The organism is Xanthomonas citri pv. citri (assembly GCF_000961215.1).
GTDB lineage: Bacteria > Pseudomonadota > Gammaproteobacteria > Xanthomonadales > Xanthomonadaceae > Xanthomonas > Xanthomonas cissicola.
In genome coordinates this window covers 1,753,424-1,772,106 of the sequence record NZ_CP008998.1, presented here as the reverse complement: position 1 = coordinate 1,772,106, position 18,683 = coordinate 1,753,424, and the positions used below count along the sequence as shown (strand labels likewise).

16 protein-coding genes are annotated in these 18,683 nt (G+C 66.1%); 10 read left to right on the top strand and 6 right to left on the bottom strand.

Translation table 11 applies throughout. The features are described 5' to 3' along the window. The first annotated feature begins 88 nt into the window (after positions 1–88). The 9 genes from lpdA to AMD14_RS08260 all read left to right on the top strand — a co-directional run bounded on the left by lpdA (position 89) and on the right by AMD14_RS08260 (position 10,899). Positions 89–1,525, top strand: a complete 1,437-nt coding sequence (gene lpdA, locus AMD14_RS08300; RefSeq protein WP_011050983.1) for a dihydrolipoyl dehydrogenase — start codon at positions 89–91, stop codon at positions 1,523–1,525. Positions 1,526–1,679: 154 nt separating this feature from the next. Further along, complete coding sequence (locus AMD14_RS08295) at positions 1,680–2,273, top strand: LOG family protein (RefSeq protein WP_003483660.1); 594 nt, start codon at positions 1,680–1,682, stop codon at positions 2,271–2,273. Positions 2,274–2,497: 224 nt separating this feature from the next. Then, a complete protein-coding gene (locus tag AMD14_RS08290) occupies positions 2,498–3,100 on the top strand; it encodes an IMPACT family protein (RefSeq protein WP_005913747.1) in 603 nt (200 codons plus the stop codon). After that, positions 3,097–4,866, top strand: a complete 1,770-nt coding sequence (locus tag AMD14_RS08285) for an ABC transporter transmembrane domain-containing protein (RefSeq protein WP_005913744.1) — start codon at positions 3,097–3,099, stop codon at positions 4,864–4,866. Before AMD14_RS08290 ends, AMD14_RS08285 begins: the two co-directional genes overlap by 4 nt. A gap of 240 nt (positions 4,867–5,106) precedes the next feature. Next, positions 5,107–6,006, top strand: coding sequence for a hydrogen peroxide-inducible genes activator (locus AMD14_RS08280; protein ID WP_011050980.1), 900 nt, complete (start codon positions 5,107–5,109; stop codon positions 6,004–6,006). Positions 6,007–6,095: 89 nt separating this feature from the next. Next, entirely contained in the window at positions 6,096–7,784 is a 1,689-nt protein-coding gene (locus tag AMD14_RS08275; protein WP_005913740.1) for an ABC transporter transmembrane domain-containing protein, read from the top strand. After that, positions 7,768–8,853 (top strand): efflux RND transporter periplasmic adaptor subunit, encoded by a 1,086-nt coding sequence (locus AMD14_RS08270; protein ID WP_005913738.1) that lies wholly within the window; start codon positions 7,768–7,770, stop codon positions 8,851–8,853. The genes AMD14_RS08275 and AMD14_RS08270 overlap by 17 nt, the downstream gene beginning before the upstream one ends. Then, positions 8,850–10,253 (top strand): TolC family protein, encoded by a 1,404-nt coding sequence (locus AMD14_RS08265; RefSeq protein ID WP_011050978.1) that lies wholly within the window; start codon positions 8,850–8,852, stop codon positions 10,251–10,253. Before AMD14_RS08270 ends, AMD14_RS08265 begins: the two co-directional genes overlap by 4 nt. 451 nt (positions 10,254–10,704) lie before the next feature. Then, the gene (locus AMD14_RS08260) at positions 10,705–10,899 is read left to right on the top strand and encodes a hypothetical protein (RefSeq protein ID WP_003483645.1); all 195 of its coding nucleotides are present in this window, start codon (positions 10,705–10,707) and stop codon (positions 10,897–10,899) included. 270 nt (positions 10,900–11,169) lie between these two features. Here the strand turns inward: AMD14_RS08260 and AMD14_RS08255 are convergent, their stop codons facing one another. Further along, positions 11,170–12,291 carry a prephenate dehydrogenase gene (locus AMD14_RS08255; RefSeq protein WP_011050977.1) on the bottom strand — a complete coding sequence of 374 codons (1,122 nt, stop codon included), beginning with the start codon at positions 12,289–12,291 and terminating at the stop codon, positions 11,170–11,172. After that, positions 12,288–13,196 carry a pyridoxal kinase gene (gene pdxY, locus AMD14_RS08250; RefSeq protein ID WP_011050976.1) on the bottom strand — a complete coding sequence of 303 codons (909 nt, stop codon included), beginning with the start codon at positions 13,194–13,196 and terminating at the stop codon, positions 12,288–12,290. Before pdxY ends, AMD14_RS08255 begins: the two co-directional genes overlap by 4 nt. A 63-nt stretch (positions 13,197–13,259) precedes the next feature. Here pdxY and AMD14_RS23080 point away from each other — a divergent pair, with 63 nt between their 5' ends. Then, positions 13,260–13,484 carry a hypothetical protein gene (locus AMD14_RS23080; protein ID WP_015463029.1) on the top strand — a complete coding sequence of 75 codons (225 nt, stop codon included), beginning with the start codon at positions 13,260–13,262 and terminating at the stop codon, positions 13,482–13,484. Between the two features lie 170 nt (positions 13,485–13,654). Here the strand turns inward: AMD14_RS23080 and dnaJ are convergent, their stop codons facing one another. The 4 genes from dnaJ to hrcA form a co-directional block, all read right to left on the bottom strand. Then, on the bottom strand, positions 13,655–14,782 hold the full coding sequence (dnaJ, locus tag AMD14_RS08245) for a molecular chaperone DnaJ (RefSeq protein ID WP_003483637.1): 1,128 nt from the start codon (positions 14,780–14,782) through the stop codon (positions 13,655–13,657). A 160-nt stretch (positions 14,783–14,942) separates the two neighbouring features. Beyond that, a complete protein-coding gene (gene dnaK, locus AMD14_RS08240) occupies positions 14,943–16,868 on the bottom strand; it encodes a molecular chaperone DnaK (RefSeq protein WP_003483635.1) in 1,926 nt (641 codons plus the stop codon). Positions 16,869–17,009: 141 nt separating this feature from the next. Next, positions 17,010–17,528 carry a nucleotide exchange factor GrpE gene (gene grpE, locus AMD14_RS08235; RefSeq protein ID WP_003483633.1) on the bottom strand — a complete coding sequence of 173 codons (519 nt, stop codon included), beginning with the start codon at positions 17,526–17,528 and terminating at the stop codon, positions 17,010–17,012. 100 nt (positions 17,529–17,628) lie between these two features. Next, positions 17,629–18,660 (bottom strand): heat-inducible transcriptional repressor HrcA, encoded by a 1,032-nt coding sequence (gene hrcA / locus AMD14_RS08230; protein WP_011050975.1) that lies wholly within the window; start codon positions 18,658–18,660, stop codon positions 17,629–17,631. Between the last annotated feature and the right edge of the window lie 23 nt (positions 18,661–18,683).

Here is an 18,683-nt window from a genome sequence, read left to right as displayed (position 1 = left end):
TTCCCGCCTGGACCTGGATGGGACGCCAAGGGCGCGTGCGCTATTGCGATTCCCCATTCCCTATTCCCCATTCCCGTGAGCAAATGAAATGAGCGAACAATTCGACGTCGTCGTCATCGGTGCCGGTCCGGCCGGTTATCACGCCGCCATCCGTGCGGCGCAGCTGGGCATGAAGGTCGCCTGCATCGACGCGGCCCTGGGCAAGGACGGCAAGCCGGCACTGGGCGGTACCTGCCTGCGCGTGGGCTGCATTCCGTCCAAGGCGCTGCTGGATTCCTCGCGCCAGTTCTGGAACATGGGCCACCTGTTCGGCGACCACGGAATCAGCTTCAACGACGCCAAGATGGACGTGCCCACCATGATCGGCCGCAAGGACAAGATCGTGAAGCAGTTCACCGGCGGCATCGCGATGCTGTTCAAGGCCAACAAGATCACCCCGTACTACGGCTTCGGCCAGTTGCAGCCGGGCAACATCGTCAAGGTGACCCAGCATGAAGGCGGCGAGATCGAGCTCAAGGGCACCAACGTGATCCTGGCGGCCGGTTCGGAATCGATCGAACTGCCGTTCGCCAAGTTCGACGGCGACACCATCGTCGACAACGTCGGCGGCCTGGATTTCACCGCCGTTCCCAAGCGTCTGGCCGTCATCGGTGCCGGCGTGATCGGCCTGGAGCTGGGCAGCGTGTGGAAGCGCCTGGGCGCCGAGGTGACCATCCTCGAAGCGCTGCCGGACTTCCTGGCCCTGGCCGATGCCGAAGTGGCCAAGACCGCCTTGAAGGAATTCAAGAAGCAGGGTCTGGACATCAAGCTGGGCGCCAAGGTCGGCAAGACCGAGATCACCGGCAGCGACGACGCCAAGCAGGTGGTGCTCAGCTACACCGACGCGACCGGCGAGCAGACCCTGACCGTGGACAAGCTGCTGGTGGCCGTGGGCCGCAAGGCCGCCACCAAGAACCTGCTGGCCGACGGCACGGGCGTCAAGGTCACCGACCGCGGCCAGATCGAGGTCGACGGGCATTGCCACACCGGCGTGGATGGCGTGTGGGCGATCGGCGACTGCGTGCGCGGCCCGATGCTGGCGCACAAGGGCTTCGAGGAAGGCATCGCGGTGGCCGAATTGATCGCCGGCCTGCCGGGTCACGTCAATTTCGACACCATTCCGTGGGTCATCTACACCGAGCCGGAAATCGCCTGGGTCGGCAAGACCGAGCAGCAGCTCAAGGCCGAGGGCGTCGCCTACAAGGCCGGCAGCTTCCCGTTCGCAGCGATCGGTCGCGCGGTGGCGATGGGCGAGCCGGCCGGCTTCGTCAAAGTGATCGCCGATGCCGAAACCGACCGCGTGCTGGGTATGCACCTGGTGGGCGTGGGCGTTTCCGAGCTGGTGCACGAAGGCGTGCTGACCATGGAGTTCAGCGGCTCGGCCGACGACCTGGCCCGCATCTGCCACGCGCACCCGACGCTGTCCGAAGCGATCCACGATGCCGCGATGGCGGTGAGCAAGCGCGCGATTCATAAGGCCAATTAAGTCGGGAATCGGGAGTGGGGAATCGGGAATCGTAGAAGCGCTCCCATCACTTCACTCTTCATGCTGACGCCGGACCCAGGTCCGGCGTCATGCGTTCCGGCTTCTGCAGTTGCGTTGACCCATTCCCGATTCCCCACTCCCGATTCCGGTTCCCATGAAAAGCATCTGCGTCTACTGCGGCTCCAATGCCGGCAACAAACCCGCCTATGTCGAGCGCGCGATTGCGTTGGGCGATCGCATCGCCAAGCAGGGCCTGCGCCTGGTGTACGGCGGCGGCAACGTTGGCTTGATGGGCACCGTGGCCAATGCAGTGCTGGCGGCCGGCGGTGAAGTGACCGGGGTGATCCCGCAGCAACTGGCCGATTGGGAAGTGGCGCACCGCGGGTTGACCACGCTGGAAATCGTCGGCTCCATGCATGAGCGCAAGATGCGCATGTTCGAGCTGTCCGATGCGTTCGTGGCCCTGCCCGGCGGCTTCGGTACCATGGAAGAGATCTTCGAGATGCTGACCTGGCGCCAGCTCGGCATCGGCAACAAGCCGTGCGCCTTTCTGGACATCGAAGGTTTCTACGCACCGCTGATTGGCATGATCGACCGCATGGTCGAAGAGCGCTTCCTGCATCCAGACCAGCGCGCCGACCTGTGGTACGGCGCCGATATCGAGCAGATGCTCGAATGGATGCAGCACTACACTCCGGCGCAGGCGTCGAAGTGGATCGACGAGAAGCGTCGCTCCACCCTGGTGTAAGCGTTAGCCGCCCCGTCTCTTCGACGCTGCGGCACTGCATGCATCCGCGCGGCGGGGCACTGCGCGCATCACCACGGCATCGACCAGCGCGATGGCGGCCAGCGACGCACTCCACGGCGAGGTTCAGACCGCGCGCAGCGCGGTCGCACAACATCGCCTCGATCTGCCAGCTTGCAACGGCAGTCACGATGGCCGCAGCAACCCGCGACACCGCCTCGCATAGAATGGCGGCGATGCTCGATACCCTCGCCGCTGACGCGCACCACAGCCTGGACATCAAGCACAGTCGCTTTCTGGCCCGCGCTGCCGCACTGGAGACTCCCGCGCATGCGCTGGAGATCGTGCAGCGCGTGGCAGTGCCGGATGCCACCCACAACTGCTGGGCCTACCGGTTCGGGCAGGACTACCGCTCCAGCGACGACGGCGAGCCAAGCGGCACCGCCGGCCGGCCGATCCTGGCCGCCATCGACGGCCAGGGCTTCGATCGGGTGGTGGTCGTGGTCACGCGCTGGTATGGCGGCATCAAGCTCGGGGCCGGCGGGCTGGTGCGTGCCTACGGCGGTACCGCGGCCGAGTGCCTTCGGCTGGCAACGCGACAGCCATTGATCGCGTTGTCGCGGGTGCAGGTGCAGTGCCGGTTCGACGATCTGGGCCTGGTGCACGCCGCACTGGCGGCCTTCCATGCCGACAAACTGGACGAACGCTTCGACGCCGAAGGTGCAGCGTTGCGTGTGCAACTGCCTGCCGATCAGCTCGCCGGCTTGAAAACCCGCCTGTGCGACGCCACTCGCAATCGTGTCCACCTCTCAACCCCGGAAGCCGCATGACCCAGCCAGCCGCTGCACGTCCCAGCCCGTTGCGGAAGCTGGGCAGCCTGCGCACCTTGTGGCCCTTCATCCAACGCCAGCGCGGCCTGTTCGTTGCCTGGATGGTCGCGCTGACGATTTCCGCTGCCGCCACACTGAGCCTGCCGGCAGCGGTCAAGCGCATGATCGATCAAGGCTTCTCCGGCGATGCGCAGATCAATCAGGCGTTCGCGCTGTTGTTCGTAGTCTCGGTGGTGCTGGCGGTGGCGACCGCTGCCCGCTTCTATTTCGTCGCACTGCTGGGCGAAAAAGTGGTCGCCGACCTGCGTGGCCGGCTGTACGCACACCTGATCGGCCTGGACGCCGGATTTCATGACCGCAGCCGCAGCGGCGAACTGGTGTCACGCCTGTCGGCCGACAGCGAATTGCTGCGTGGGCTGATCGGCAGCACCATGTCGGTGGCCTTGCGGAGCGTGGCAACGGTCATTGGCAGCGTGGTGATGTTGTTCGTCACCAGCCCGCGTCTGGCCGGCTTCACCTTGATCGGCATCCCGCTGGCGGTACTGCCGATCGTGCTGGGCGCACGCCGCCTGCAGAAGATTTCGCGCGCAAGCCAGGACCGCGTGGCCGACGCCAATACGCTGGCGGCCGAAACCCTGGGCGCCGTGCGCACCGTGCAGGCGCATGCGCGCGAGCGTTACGAAAGCCAACGTTTCAGTACGGCACTGCTGACCGCCATCGACACCGCAAAGGTGCGCATCCGCACCCAGGCCACCGTGACCGCAGTGGCGATCATGCTGATCTTCGGTGCGATCGTCGCGGTGTTGTGGCTGGGCGCGCACGATGTGATTTCTGGCCGCATGACGCCCGGCACGCTGGGCCAATTCGTGCTGTACGCGCTGATCGGCGGCGGTTCGGTCGGTGCACTGGCCGAGGTCTGGAACGAGTTGCAGCGTGCCGCCGGCGGCATGGGCCGGGTGAGTGAATTGCTCGACGAACAACCGCTGATCGTGGCGCCGGCCACGCCGCAGGCCTTGCCGCAGCCGCTGCGCGGCGCGATCCATTTCGACCAGGTGGTCTTCCATTACCCGCACCGCCCGGACGCGCCGGCGCTGGACGGGTTCGACCTGCATGTCAGCCCCGGCGAAACCGTGGCGCTGGTGGGCCCGTCCGGAGCGGGCAAGAGCACGGTGCTGTCGATGCTGCTGCGTTTCCACGACCCGGTCAGCGGCAAGGTGCGCATCGACGACATCGACCTGCGCGACGCCGACCCGGTCCTGCTGCGCGAGCACATCGCGCTGGTACCGCAGCAACCCACGTTGTTTGCCGCCAGCGCCGCCGACAACATCCGCTACGGGCGCCTGCACGCCAGCGATGCCGAGGTGGAAGCGGCGGCGGCGGCGGCCGAAGCCGATGTCTTCATCCGCGCCCTGCCCCAGGGCTACGCCAGCGAACTGGGCGAGCGCGGCACGCGCCTGTCCGGCGGCCAGCAGCAACGCGTGGCGATTGCGCGTGCGCTGCTCAAGGATGCCCCGATCCTGCTGCTGGACGAAGCCACCAGCGCGCTCGATGCGCACAGCGAGCGCGCCGTGCAGCAGGCGCTGGAGCGGCTGATGGAAGGCCGCACCACGTTGGTGATCGCGCATCGCCTGGCCACCGTACTCAAAGCCGACCGCATCGTGGTGATGGATGCCGGCCGCATCGTCGCGCAGGGTACGCATGCGCAGTTGATCGCCGAAGGCGGTCTGTATGCGGAGCTGGCGCGGCTGCAGTTCATCGACCAATGAGCCCCGCCAGGCGCCGTGGTTCCAGCGATGGCACCTGGCGCACCTAGCGAAACGACTGCGCTCACCGCGATGCGGGCGCGCCGGTGCTCGGAATCGGCATGCACCGCTCGTACACTGCGGTTACCGCGGCTCGTCCATCCTCGCCGGACGAGTTGCCGCTGCACTCGCTAGCCCCACTTCGCCTGTCTGGTCTCACCGGCCACGCCGGCCGTGCGCTCCCACGCAATCCGATGTGACCCCATGCCGCGCCCCAGAACCACCCTTCGCCAGCTGAGCTATTTCGTCGCGCTGGCAGATACCGGCAGCTTTACCCGCGCCGCCGAGCAGATGGGCGTCTCGCAGCCATCGTTGTCGCAGCAGATCCGCGCATTGGAAGCGATCATCGGCGCGCCGCTGTTCGAGCGCGGCACGCAGGCGATCCTGACCCCGCTGGGGCGCGATCTGCTCGACCGCGCACGCAGCATCCTGCTCGATGTCAACGATCTGGAAGAGGTCCGCGCCACCGCCGCCGATACCTTGATCGGCACCATCCGCCTCGGCGTCTCGCCCACGCTGGGCGCCTATCTGATGCCCAGCCTGGTGGCACGTTTGCATCGCGAGCATCCGGCCCTGCGCGTGCATGTGCGCGAAGGCCTGCCAACCGCACTCGCCGCCGACCTGAGCAACGGCACGCACGATCTTGTCCTCGCGCAACTGCCGGTGGCCGGCCGCGGCCTGCACAGCGAGCGGCTGTTTCGCGAATTGCTGCATGTGACCATGGCTGCCGATCATCCGCTGCGCACCAAGGTCTGCATCACCCCGGCCGATCTGCGCGGCGCCAACTTGCTGACCTTGATGCCGGAATACCGATTGGCAGAACAGGTTGCCGCGATCGCCATGGATGTGGGCGCCAATGTCTTGCGCGATTACGAAGGCACCAGCCTGGACGCGATCCGCCAGATGGCCGGCATGGGCATGGGTCTTGCCTTGCTCCCGGACCTGTACGTGCGCCAGGAAATCCGCGAAGGCGACGAGGTGGTGGTTCGGCCGGTCAAAGGCGGGCGCTACTATAGGGAGATCGGTCTGCTCTGGCGCCAGGGTGCCGGTCGCGCACCGGCCTTCGGTTTGATCGCCAATCTGCTGCGCGCGGTGGCTGCATAGGAAAATCCTATGTGCCGAATAAGCGCCATGGCCTTGTTTGCGGGCCGGCAACTCGTCAATGCTTCACTGAACTCATCAACGGATATCGAATGGCGGCCAAGCGGATTGGATGGCGGGAAGCGGCGAGCTGGCTGACGGAAATTGTCGGACCGGACATGCCGTATGTGCGCCTGACCCTGGTGTACGGCGTTGCGATCAGCCTGCTCTCGCTGGCCACGCCGATCTCGGTGCAGTTGCTGATCAACAGCGTTGCCAACACCGCGCTGCCCACGCCGCTGTGGACGTTGTCCGGCCTGCTGCTGGGCCTGCTGTTGCTGGTGGCGGCACTCAGCGCGATGCGGGTGTGGGTGATGGCGCTGTTCGAACGTCGCCTGTTCGCACGCGTGGTGGCGGAGATCACCGTGCGCGCGGTACATGCACAGAACCCGTTCTTCGCCGACCAGAACCGCGGCGATGTCTTCAACCGCTACTTCGATCTGGTGGTGGTGCAAAAGGCAGTGCCCAGCCTGGCGGTCGGTGCGTTCACCATCGTGCTGCAGTCGGCGGTCGGCTTGATCGTCACCAGCTTCTATCACCCGTTTTTCCTCGGCTTCAACGCGCTGCTGCTGCTGACCATCTTCTCGATCTGGATGATCTGGTCGCGCGGCTCGATCCGCTCGGCGGTCGAACTGAGCCAGGCCAAGCACAATGCCGCGCATTGGCTGGAAAGCGTCGGCGGCTCCAACGGGTTCTATAAATCCAGCCGCCATCTCAACTTTGCGATGGATCGCTCGGAAAAGGTGACCGCCGACTATGTCGACCGGCATCGGCGCCATTTCCGCTACACCTTCACCCAGACGCTGGCGTTCCTGCTCACCTATGCGGTCGCCAGCGCGGCGCTGCTGGCACTGGGCGGCAGCCTGATCCTGCGCGGCGAGCTGTCGATCGGCCAGCTGGTGGCAGCCGAGCTGATCCTGAGCGCGGTGTTCTACGGCATCGCACAGTTGGGCAGCTACCTGGACATGTTCTACGACCTGGTGGCCAGTGCGGAGGAGTTGTCGCTGCTGTACGCCATCCCCCAGGAGCGCCCGGTGCTTGCCGCCGGCGAGGCGCCGCGCAACAGCGGGGTACGCCTGGATGGCGTGGTGATCGAGGGCGCGCGTTTCGATTTCGCGCTGGAAGCCGGCGAGCAGTTGGTCACGCTGGCCGATGGCGGCGCCGAGCGCCTGCTGGCCATGGTGCTCAAGCGCCACGTGGTCCCCGACCGCGGGCTGGTGATGGTGGGCGGCGCGGACATGGCCACCTTCGATATGTACCTGCTGCGTTCGGAAGTCACCGTGCTCGACCGCCCGACCATCGTGGAGGTCACCATTCGCGAATACCTGGCGATGGCCTCGGCCGATGTGACGTCCGAAGCGATGCTGCAAGCCATCGACGCGGTGGGCTTGCGCGCGCGCATCGCCGCGTTGCCGCAAGGCCTGGACACCCGGCTTGCCGCGTCCGGGTTCCCGTTGTGGATCGGCGAGGTCATGGCGCTGAAGCTGGCCAATGCACTGTTGGTGCGCCCGCGCGTGCTGATGCTGTCGCAGCTGTACGACCTGATCCCGGCCGAGCGCCTGACCCGGGTTCTGCGACGGTTGAAGGATGCAGGAACCACCGTGCTGCTGTGCACCGGGCGGCCGGAGGACATCACCCTGGATGGCTGGTTCCGGCTGGAGCCGCAGCGCCAGCAACGCTACGCCACACGCGCCGAGTTGATCGCATCCACGCAGGAGGTGCCGCATGCCGCACGCCCCTGATCGCATGGCGCATTTCCCGACCCTGGCGGCAATGCGACCGCCCAGCATCGCCAAGGCGGTCGCCTGGATGCTGTTGATCGGCATCGGCATCGCTGCGGCGATCCTGGCACTGGCGCCGTGGGTGCAGACCGCCAGCGGCAAAGGCCAGGTCGTGTCGCTGGATCCCAGCGACCGGCAACAACCGGTCACCGCCTTCGTGCCGGGCCGCGTCGAGCGCTGGTACGTGCATGACGGCCAGCATGTTGCCAAGGGCGACCCGATCGCGCGTGTCGGCGATCTGGACCCGGACCTGCTCACCCGCCTGGCCAGCGAGCGCGCGCAGGCGCAGGCGGAAATCGCCGCCATCCAGCAATCGCGCGCGGTGGCCAGCATCGATGTGGCGCGCAGCAGGCAATTGCTGGCCGAAGGCCTGGCCGGCCGCCGCGACTACGAGCTGACCCAGATCAAAGTAGCCGAAGCCGACGCCAAGCTGGCCGAATCGCGCGCCAAGCTGACCCGCATCGACATCCAGTTGAATCGCCAGTCTGCACAGCTGGTCCGCGCCCCGCGCGACGGCCGCGTGCAGCAGCTCAATGCCGCCAGCGGCAGCGCCATGGTTTCGCCGGGCACCGTGCTGGCGGTGATCGCGCCGGAACGGGTGGAACGCGCGGTCGAGCTGTACATCGACGGCCGCGACGTGCCGCTGATCCGTCCCGGCCGTCCGGTGCGGCTGGAATTCGAAGGCTGGCCGGCGATTCAATTCAGCGGTTGGCCGTCGGTGGCGCACGGCATGTTCGACGGCCGGGTGCGCGCCATCGACCCCAACGCCGCGCCCGATGGGCTGTTCCGCATTCTGGTGGAGCCGATGCCGGGCAAGCCGGCGTGGCCGGCGCAGGAATTCGCCCGCCAGGGCGGCAAGGTGCGCGGCTGGGTGCAGGGCGAAACGGTCAAGGTCGGCTACGAGCTGTGGCGCCAGCTCAACAACTTCCCGCTGGAATTCGGCCGGCGCCCGGCTGCGGCTACGCAGGAAGACGGCAAGGCCAAGCCGGCCGCACCCAAGTCCGAAGACGAAGCGACGGGCAAGAAATGATCGGCCGTCTTGTCGTCCTGTTGATCGCACTCTGCCCCGGTGCGGCATTCGCCCAGGCCGCTGCGCTGACGCTGGATGAGGTGCTGCAGTCGTCGGCACGCTCGGCACCGCAGATCGTCGAAGCGCTGGCCAAGGTGCGCCAGGCCGAAGGCAAGGGCATCTCGGCCGATGGCGCCTTCGACACGGTGTTCGACATCGAAGGCCGCTCGCGCGAGGCCGGCTATTACGACGGCAGTACGATCGAAACCGGGGTCAAGCGGCCTTTCGAAGAGAACGGCGGCTATTACTACGGTGGCTACCGCTCCTCGCGCGGCTCCTTCCCGATCTACGAAGACAAGTCCTATACCGATCGCGGCGGCGAAGTGAAGGTCGGCGCGCTGTACGCGCTGCTGCGCGACCGCGTGATCGACGAACGCCGCACCAAGCGCAGCATCGCCAGCACCGACATCGATGTGGCCAAGTACGAGGCGGAAATGGTGGCCATCGGCGTGCAGCGGCGCGCAGTGGATGCCTACCAGAACTGGGTCGCCGCCGGGCTGAAGTTGCGCGCCTACAACGAGCTGCTGCAACTGGCCGAGCAACGCCGCAATGCGATTTCGCGCCAGGTCACGCTCGGTGCGCGCCCCACCATCTTGCTGACCGAAAACGACCAGAACCTGGTGCGCCGTCGCGCCTTGGTGGTCCGCTCGGAACAGGACTTCGCCAACGCGGCCAACGCCTTGTCGCTGTATTTGCGCGACGACGCCGGCATGCCGCTGGTCGTTTCCGCCGAACGCCTGCCGGCCGACACCTCGGCGCTGGAAGGACTGGCCGGCGCCAGCAAGATCACCACGCCGGTGGAGCGCCCGGACTACCGCGCCGTGCTGACCCGCATCGACCAGGCCACCGCGCGGCTGATGCTGGCGCAGAACGATCTCAAACCGCGCCTGGATGTCAGCGTGGAAGTCAGCAAGGATCTGGGCCCGCCCGGCGTCGGCGGCCCGAACCGGTCGCTGACCGACGCCATCATCGGCTTTCGTTTCAGCGTGCCGCTGGAAAACCGCGCCGCCCGGGGCCGCGTGGCCGAAGCGCGCGCCGAGATCGAAGCGTTGGATCAGCGCAGCCGTTTTCTGCGCGACCAGATTTCGATCGAGGTCGAATCGATCGTCATTTCGCTCAATGGCGCCGAACGGCTGGCCAAGATCGCCGATGAGGAACGCGGCCTGGCAGACCGCCTGGCGGCCGCCGAGCGGCGGCGCTTCGAGCTGGGCTCGGGTGACTTTTTCCTGGTCAATCAGCGCGAGGAAACCGCCAACGACGCGCGCGTACGCCTGATCGATGCGCAGGCACGCATCGCCTCCGCGCGTGCCGAACTGGCGGCGGCCACCGCCGACCGGGATGCCTTGCAGCTGAGTCGTTGATGGGTCGGCTGCGCGTCGGGCGGACGCGGTGATGCGGGGCAATTGCGCGGTTGTGCGAGCGACCTCGCGATGCCGCTGCTTGGCATCCTGTGGGTTGAAGCAAAGCCTCCGCAGCGGACGCACTCAACCGCCACGCAGGTGGCTGGCTGTCGTGCCCAGCGACGCTTCAGCGCCCTTGAAGCCTTGTCGAACCCGAGGCTGCAGCTGTCTGCTCCCTCGCTGCTAGGCAGCCGCCTCTGCAACGCACGCGTGCACGGCAGCTTGTCGACGTGAACAATCACGTCGTCGCCTCGCCTCGCCTGACGAGCTCAACCAACAGGTCTGCATCCCTCACCGCATGACGACGTTTGGATAACACCTGCGTGCGCATGCTCGCGGTACCGGCCCGCGCGCCGGGCGTGCGGATCCATCGCGATCCGCACTGCAACCTTAGGAACTTTCGGAGGTGCGTATGTCTTTCCGGCAATTTCCCGCAATCGGCGCAGATGGCGAGCCTTACGTCATCATCGAATTTCGCGACGAGCAACAACCCCGCGCAACCCCACAGTCGGCGCCGCGTTACGAGCTTCCCGATGGCCGACATCTGCAACGTCAGGGGCAGCGCTTCGTCACCGACGGCGGTGAGCTGCGCCTGTCCGCACTCTAGGAACGGCCCCAAGACCTCGCGCGTCGTCATCTTGCAGCGTTGGGCGGCGCGGGGTGTACGAGGAGAAGATGCCGATTCAGGGACGCGACTGCCAAAAACGACGACGTCGTCCAGCTCGCCACCTCAAACGGCACTGGTCAATTTTTGACCAGCCACCGCACACCCCTTGCGCTGCAAGGGCTGCGCGCAGTTATCCACATGCTTGTGCAAGTTTCATCCACACCTTGTGTGGATGAAACGATGGCGACGGGAACGGGCTTCGTTGCGCCACTAGTCACCGGAACGCTCCAGCACCCGACCGATCCCACTGCGATCGATCTCGCTCGCTGCTTGCGCCAATGCCGCACGATCGCTTGCCACCTCGAAGCCGATACGGAAATGCAGCTCGCCAACCGGCGTGCGCGATGAGTGGATCGACGACAGGTTCACCCCATGCCGCTCGAACACATGCAACAAGGCACGCAGCGAGCCGGGCTGGTCTTCGGGCAGATACACGCTCAAAGTCAGCGGTTCGGTGAGATCGGCCAGCAGATAGCCCACGCGCTCGTAGGTGTAATTGCCTGCCGCAAGCGCGTCGTGCTGCAGGGCTTGCGCGTTGTCGTGCAGGAATTGGGTGCGGAACTGCGCACGCGCGGCATCGTCGCCCTGCCCGACCAGGGCACGCAGCTGCTGCAACTGCAGCAGCAACCGGTCGAGCATCTCGCCCACATACGGGTTACCGAACTGGATGTCTTCGTAGATCGAGGGATTGAGCGAAAGAATACGCGCGATCACTGCGGTATCCAGTTCGAACGACGCCGAGCGGTACGGCATCAGCGCGCGCAGCTCGCCCAGCAGCGGTGCGTAGTCGCGCAAGGTGCCGGCCTGCGCCAGGTGAGTGGCGTGCACCATCGCCTGCACCAGCGCCATCACGCGGTCGTGGTGCTCTGGCGTTGCGTACACGCATTCGGCCTGCAGCGCGCTGCACAAGCTCTGCACCCATCCCGACCAGTGTCGCAGCCGCGCTTGGCAGACCACCATCACGCGCCCTTTCAAGGTCGGCGATTTTGGCGGTGCGGTCATCGGATGCAGGCCGACCACGTCCGCCTGCGAGGTCAGCATTGCAGCGACCGGTGCCTGTTTGATCGAGGTGACATCCAGCCACAGCTGCGCTGCAGCGCGTGCGCCGGTGAGTTCCACATACCGCTCGATCAATGCGGCAGTATGGCGAATCGGCGCGGCGAACATCAGCACGTCGGCACGCTGCGCCAGCGTGGCCTCATCCATGCTGTCGCTGTCGGCCGGATCGGACCCGATCACTTCCAGCTGCATGCGCGTGCGCAGGAACTGTGCCAGCCAGCGCCCGTACGCACCGGCGATGCCGACGATGCCGACCACCGGCTGTGCGATCATGCCAAGCGCTCGACGGCAAATCGTGGCGTTGCGGCAAGTGCGGCCGGCGCCGCTGCCAGCACGTCGAACTCCTCGAACCCCGCAGCCAGGGTCGCTTCCAGCGCGCTATGCACGCCGCTGAGTGCGTGGCCCACCGCCTGCTCGAATGGCACGTCGCGCAACAGCAGGCCGATCAGCAGCGCCATCAGCACATCGCCGGTACCGGCAACATCCACCGGCAGGTGCGGGCTGGCCCAGCGATACACCGCCGTGTCGCTGACCGCCAACGTCACCAGCTCGCCCGCGGCACCGGCCACGCTGTGCGCAAGCACCCACTGCGGTCCACGTGCCAGCAATGCGCGCGCGGCGACGATGGCATCGTCCTGCTGCAGGCTCGGCAAGCCGGTCAACCGCCCCAACTCGAATGCGTTGGGCGTCACCAGCCAGGCGTGCGGCAGCAAACGCTCGGCGAACACGCGCTCCAGCCCGGGTTCCACATATGGGCCGGTGTGCGTGTCGCCAATCACCGGGTCCAGGCAGTAGCGCAGCTGCGGGGCCTGCGGCAAGGTCTGCGCCAGCCAGTCGGCGAAGGCTTCGCCGTTGGCCAGGCTGCCGAAATAGCCGGACACCAGCATGCGTGCACGCTGCGGCAGGCCACGTTCGGTGGCGCCCAGCAGCAAATCCGCCAGCCAGTCGGCCGGCAGGATGCGCCCGCGCAGGGTCGCGTAGAACGGCGCGTTGCTCAGCAATGTGGTGGGCACTTCGGCCACACGCAGTCCCAGCGCGCGCAGCGGCGGCACCGCAGCGCTGTTGCCGGCATGGCCATAGACCAATTGCGATTGCACCGAGATCACGTCGATCGGCGAAGGGCCATCCGGACGCTGGCGGCGACCATGGACGAGGTGGCTGTCGGTTGCATCGCTCATGCGGGCGGCCGTGCTGGAAAAGAGGGCACCGATTATCCGCGTAACCTTGCAAGGATGTCGTGGATGAACGACGTCACCGGCAGTTTTGGCAATACCGTCGTTGAGCAAGGTCAGACGCTAAAAGGCGCTCGGCCGATGCTGCAGGCCAATGGCCCGACCGCACGATCAGGGCTTGGCTTTGCTCGCGTTGCGGGCAACAACGTGCTGCGCCTGAAGGCAATGGCGACGCTTCAAGACGCACGTGCGATGGGCGGAGATGTCGCTGGCAATCTCACGCGGTGGCGCTAATGAAACGCACGCGCGGCTGGCCCGGCAATTCTCGCGCTGACATCGCGTTCCATCCGCAACTCGACACATTGACCGCATCACGGGCGGCCTTCGGAGCAGCCCCAAAATAGCCCAACGCGCCGCATGCCGCATGCCGCATGCCGGGCCATCGTGACATCACGCCGCCTGGGTCAGGACGTCATCCGATCCCAAAACCCCTTGACGCCATCGATGAAGGTGGCCGACTTGGGCGAATGCTTGCGTGCATCCTCACCGGTGAACGTCGCTTCGAACTGCTGCAGCAGTTCGCGCTGATCGGCGGTGAGATTGACCGGCGTTTCCACCACCACGCGGCAATACAGGTCGCCCTCGCTGCGGCTGCGCACCGAACGTACGCCCTTGCCGCGCAGACGGAACAACTTGCCGGTCTGCGTTTCGGCCGGGATGCGGATTTCCGCTTCGCCGCCCAGGGTTGCCACCCGCACGGTATCGCCGAGCGCCGCCTGCGAAATGCGGATCGGCACCTCGCAATGCAGATCGTCGCCGTCGCGCTGGAAGATCGCATGCTCGCGCACGCGCACTTCCACATACAGATCGCCCGGTGGCGTGCCGGCCGGGCCGGCCTCGCCTTCGCCTGCAAGACGAATCCGGTCGCCGGTATCCACGCCGGCGGGCACCTTGATCGACAGCACCTTGTCTTCTTCCACCCGTCCGGCACCGTGGCAGGTCTTGCAGGGGTTCTGGATCAGCGTGCCGCGCCCGTCGCAATGCGGGCAACTCTGCTGCATGGCGAAGATGCCGCGCTGGATGCGGACCTGGCCGCGCCCATGGCAGGTGCCGCAGGTCTCGACCTTGCCGTCTTCCGAACCGCTGCCATGGCAGGGCGCGCATTCGATCAGCGTGGGAATCTCGATGCGGCGCTCGATACCGGCGACGGCTTCTTCCAGATCCAGTTCCAACACGTAACCGACGTCGGCGCCACGTCGCGCAGCGCGCGGACCGGCGGCGCCACCGCCGAAAATATTGCCGAAGATATCGCCAAAGATATCCCCCATGTCCGGGCCACCCGGCCCGCCACCACCGCCCATGCCGTGCTCGAACGCCGCATGGCCGTGCGCGTCGTAGGCGCGCCGCTTATTGCCATCGGACAGCACTTCGTAGGCTTCCTTGCATTCCTTGAACGCCGCTTCGGCAGCCGCATCGCCAGGATTGCGGTCCGGGTGGTGCTTCATCGCACAACGCCGGTACGCCTTCTTCAGCTCCTCGTCGCTGGCGCCACGGGCAACGCCCAGCACTTCGTAGTAATCGCGTTTGCTCATAAGCCGGGATTCGGGATTCGTGATTTGAGATTCGTTGAAACGCAAAAGCGGACAGCGTGTGCTGTTCCGCCCTGGCGACGCGACGCGTAAAGGATATCGGGATGGGGAACGGCTAGCTTTAGCGCTTGCCGATCCCCACTCCCGACTCCCAAATCACGGCTTACTTCTTGTCGTCCTTGACCTCGGTGAACTCGGCGTCCACCACGTCATCGGCGGCCTTGGAGGCCTGGGCGTTGCCGCTGGCCGCATCGGCGTTGCCGCCCTGCTCTGCTGCCGCAGCTGCTGCGTACAACGACTGGCCGGCTTCTTCCAGCGTCTTGGTGCGCGCTTCGATCTGCGCCTTGTCGTCGCCCTTCATGGCGGTTTCCAGATCCGACAGAGCCGCTTCCACCTTGCCGATCACATCGCCACCGACCTTGCTGCCATGCTCGGTGATTGCGGTACGGGTAGCGTGGATCAGACCATCGGCCTGGTTGCGGGCCTGCACCAGCTCCTGGAACTTCTTGTCTTCTTCGCGGTTGGCTTCCGCGTCGGCGACCATGCGCTGGATCTCTTCATCCGACAAACCCGAACCGGCCTTGATCTCGACCTTCTGTTCCTTGTTGGTCTTCTTGTCCTTGGCCGACACGTGCAGGATGCCGTTGGCGTCGATGTCGAAGGACACTTCCACCTGCGGCATGCCGCGCGGCGCCGGCTCGATGCCGGACAGGTCGAACTTGGCCAGCGACTTGTTGAAGCGGGCCTGCTCGCGCTCACCCTGCAACACGTGCACGGTCACGGCAGACTGGTTGTCTTCGGCGGTGGAGAAGGTCTGCGAGGCCTTGGTCGGGATCGTGGTGTTCTTTTCGATGATCTTGGTGAACACGCCGCCCATGGTCTCGATGCCCAGCGACAGCGGGGTCACGTCCAGCAGCAGCACGTCCTTGACGTCGCCGGCCAGCACGCCGCCCTGGATCGCCGCACCCACGGCCACGGCTTCGTCCGGGTTGACGTCCTTGCGCGGTTCCTTGCCGAAGAAATCGGCAACCGCCTGCTGCACCTTCGGCATACGGGTCTGGCCGCCGACCAGGATCACTTCGTTGATGTCGCTGGCGCGCAGGCCGGCGTCGTTCAACGCGGTGCGGCACGGCTCGATCGACTTCTTGACCAGGTCTTCCACCAGCGCTTCGAGCTTGGCACGGGTCAACTTGATGTTGAGGTGCTTCGGGCCCGAGGCATCGGCGGTGACGTACGGCAGGTTCACTTCGGTCTGCTGGCTGGACGACAGCTCGATCTTGGCGCGCTCTGCGGCGTCCTTCAGGCGCTGCAGCGCCAACGGATCCTTGCGCAGATCGATACCCTGATCCTTGTTGAATTCATCGACCAGGTACTCGATGACGCGGTTGTCGAAATCTTCGCCGCCCAGGAAAGTGTCGCCATTGGTGGCCAGCACTTCGAACTGCTTCTCGCCATCGACTTCAGCGATTTCGATGATCGAGACGTCGAAGGTGCCGCCGCCCAGGTCGTACACGGCAATCTTGCGGTCGCCGCCGTTCTTGTCCAGGCCATAGGCCAGCGCTGCGGCGGTCGGCTCGTTGATGATGCGCTTGACGTCCAGACCGGCGATGCGGCCGGCATCCTTGGTGGCCTGACGCTGGCTGTCGTTGAAGTACGCCGGCACCGTGATCACCGCCTCGGTGACCTTCTCGCCGAGGAAGTCTTCGGCGGTCTTCTTCATCTTTTCCAGCACGCGCGCGGAGATTTCCTGCGGCGCCATGCGCTTGCCGTCGCTGGTCTGCACCCAGGCGTCGCCATTGTCGTGCGCCAGGATGCCGTACGGCACGTGCGAGATGTCCTTCTGCACTTCGCCGTCGGTGAACTTGCGGCCGATCAGGCGCTTCACCGCGTAGAAGGTGTTCTTCGGGTTGGTCACGGCCTGGCGCTTGGCCGAAGCGCCGACCAGCACTTCGCCGTCCTTGGTGTAGGCGACGATCGAAGGCGTGGTGCGATCGCCCTCGGAGTTTTCGATGACGCGGGCCTTGCCGCCGTCCATGATCGACACGCACGAGTTCGTGGTGCCGAGGTCAATACCAATGATCTTGCCCATGGATACGCTCCTGATGATTCTGTAGCTGTGTCCGGCGACGCCGGGTCTGGCTGAGATGTGGGGGTGGTGCGCAGGTGTTCAAGCCACCGGCGCACATCTGTGTTTCATGCCTGCGCCTGGCAGTTCAGCCGGCGCTGCGGTTCAGTCATGCTTGGCCACGACCACCAGGGCCGGGCGCAGCAGGCGGTCGTTGAGCAGGTAGCCCTTCTGGAACACCTGCACCACATGGCCCGGCGCGACGCCCTCGGCCTCGCCCTGGCTGATCGCCTGGTGCTGGTCCGGGTTGAACGGCTGGCCGACCGGATCGAGCAGGGTCAGGCCGTTGTCCGCGGCCACCTTGAGCAATTGCTTGTAGGTCATGTCCAGGCCATCGCGCAGCGGGCTGGGCTCGGTACCGGCGGCGGTGAGTCCCGCGTCCAGGCTATCGAACACCGGCAGCAGCTCGCCGAGCAGCTTCTCGTTGGCGAACTTGCGCGCGTTTTCCACGTCGCGGGCGATGCGCTTGCGCTGGTTTTCCAGGTCGGCGCGCTCCCGCAGGGCGTCGGCCTTGACCAGGGCGATCTCGCTGCGCAGCGATTCGATCTCGGCCTTGAGCGGATCGGTCTCTGGTGGATTCTGGGACAGGTCTTCGGAGTCGAATTCGGGGTGGTCTTGGTTCATGTGCAGTTCCCGGGCAAGCGGAACGCCCGCCCCAACGTCACCCCGTATATGGGCGCCTGCGCGCGTTTCAAGCAAACACGATCGCGCCGATCGATGCCGGTTATCGCGCGCCGGGCGACTGCATGGCCGCACCCAGCACGTCGGCGGCGGTCTGCACCAGCGGAATCAGCCGGTCGTAGGCCATGCGTTTGGGCCCGATCACCCCCAGCACGCCCAGCACCTGGCCATTGGCGGCGTAAGGTGCAGTGACCAGCGAGACGTCTTCCAGCGACACCATGCCGGTTTCCTCGCCGATGAAGATGCGCACGCCCGGGGCCTGGATGGTGCGTTCGAGCAGCTGCAAAATCTCGCGCTTGCTGGCGAAGGCCTCGAACAGTTCGCGCAGGCGATCCAGGTCCGACAGGTCCTGCACGCCCATCAGCCGGGTCTGCCCGGCCATCACCATGTCGTCGGCATCGGCCGGCACCAGCGCCTCGCTGGCCAGCTCCACGCTGTGCGCCAGCAGTTGTTCCATCTCGCTCTTGGCCATGCGCAGCTCGCGCAGCAGGCAGGCGCGGATGTCGGCCAGCGCGCGCCCGGCGAACTGCGCATTGAGGTAGTTGGCCACCCGTTCCAGCTCGGCCGGCTCGTAGGCGCGCCGCGGCTCGATCACCCGGTTCTGCACCTCGTTGTCGGCAAACACCAGGATCGCCAGCACGCGGCGCGCATCCAGCGCCACGAAATCGATATGCCGAAACGCGAACTGCTCGCGGCGCGGCGCGCTGACCACGCCGACGAAGTGGCTCATCGCCGACAGCATCTGCGAGGCGCTGCCCAGCAACGATTGCGTGCCGTTGCCGCTGGCCAGCTCCGCGCGCAGGCGACGTACTTCCTCTTCGCCGGGCGGCTGCATCTGCACCAGGCTGTCGACGAACACCCGGTAGCCATGCGCGGTCGGCACGCGTCCGGCCGAGGTATGCGGGGAGCTGAGCAGGCCCACGTCTTCCAGGTCGGCCAGGATATTGCGGATGGTGGCCGGACTGACGTCCAGGCCCGCATGCTGGGCCAGCGTCTTGGAGCCCACCGGCTCGCCGTCGCGGATGTAGCGCGCAATCAGTGTGCGCAGCAACTGACGGGCGCGGGGGTCGAGCATTGGGGACTGGGACGCGCGCATGG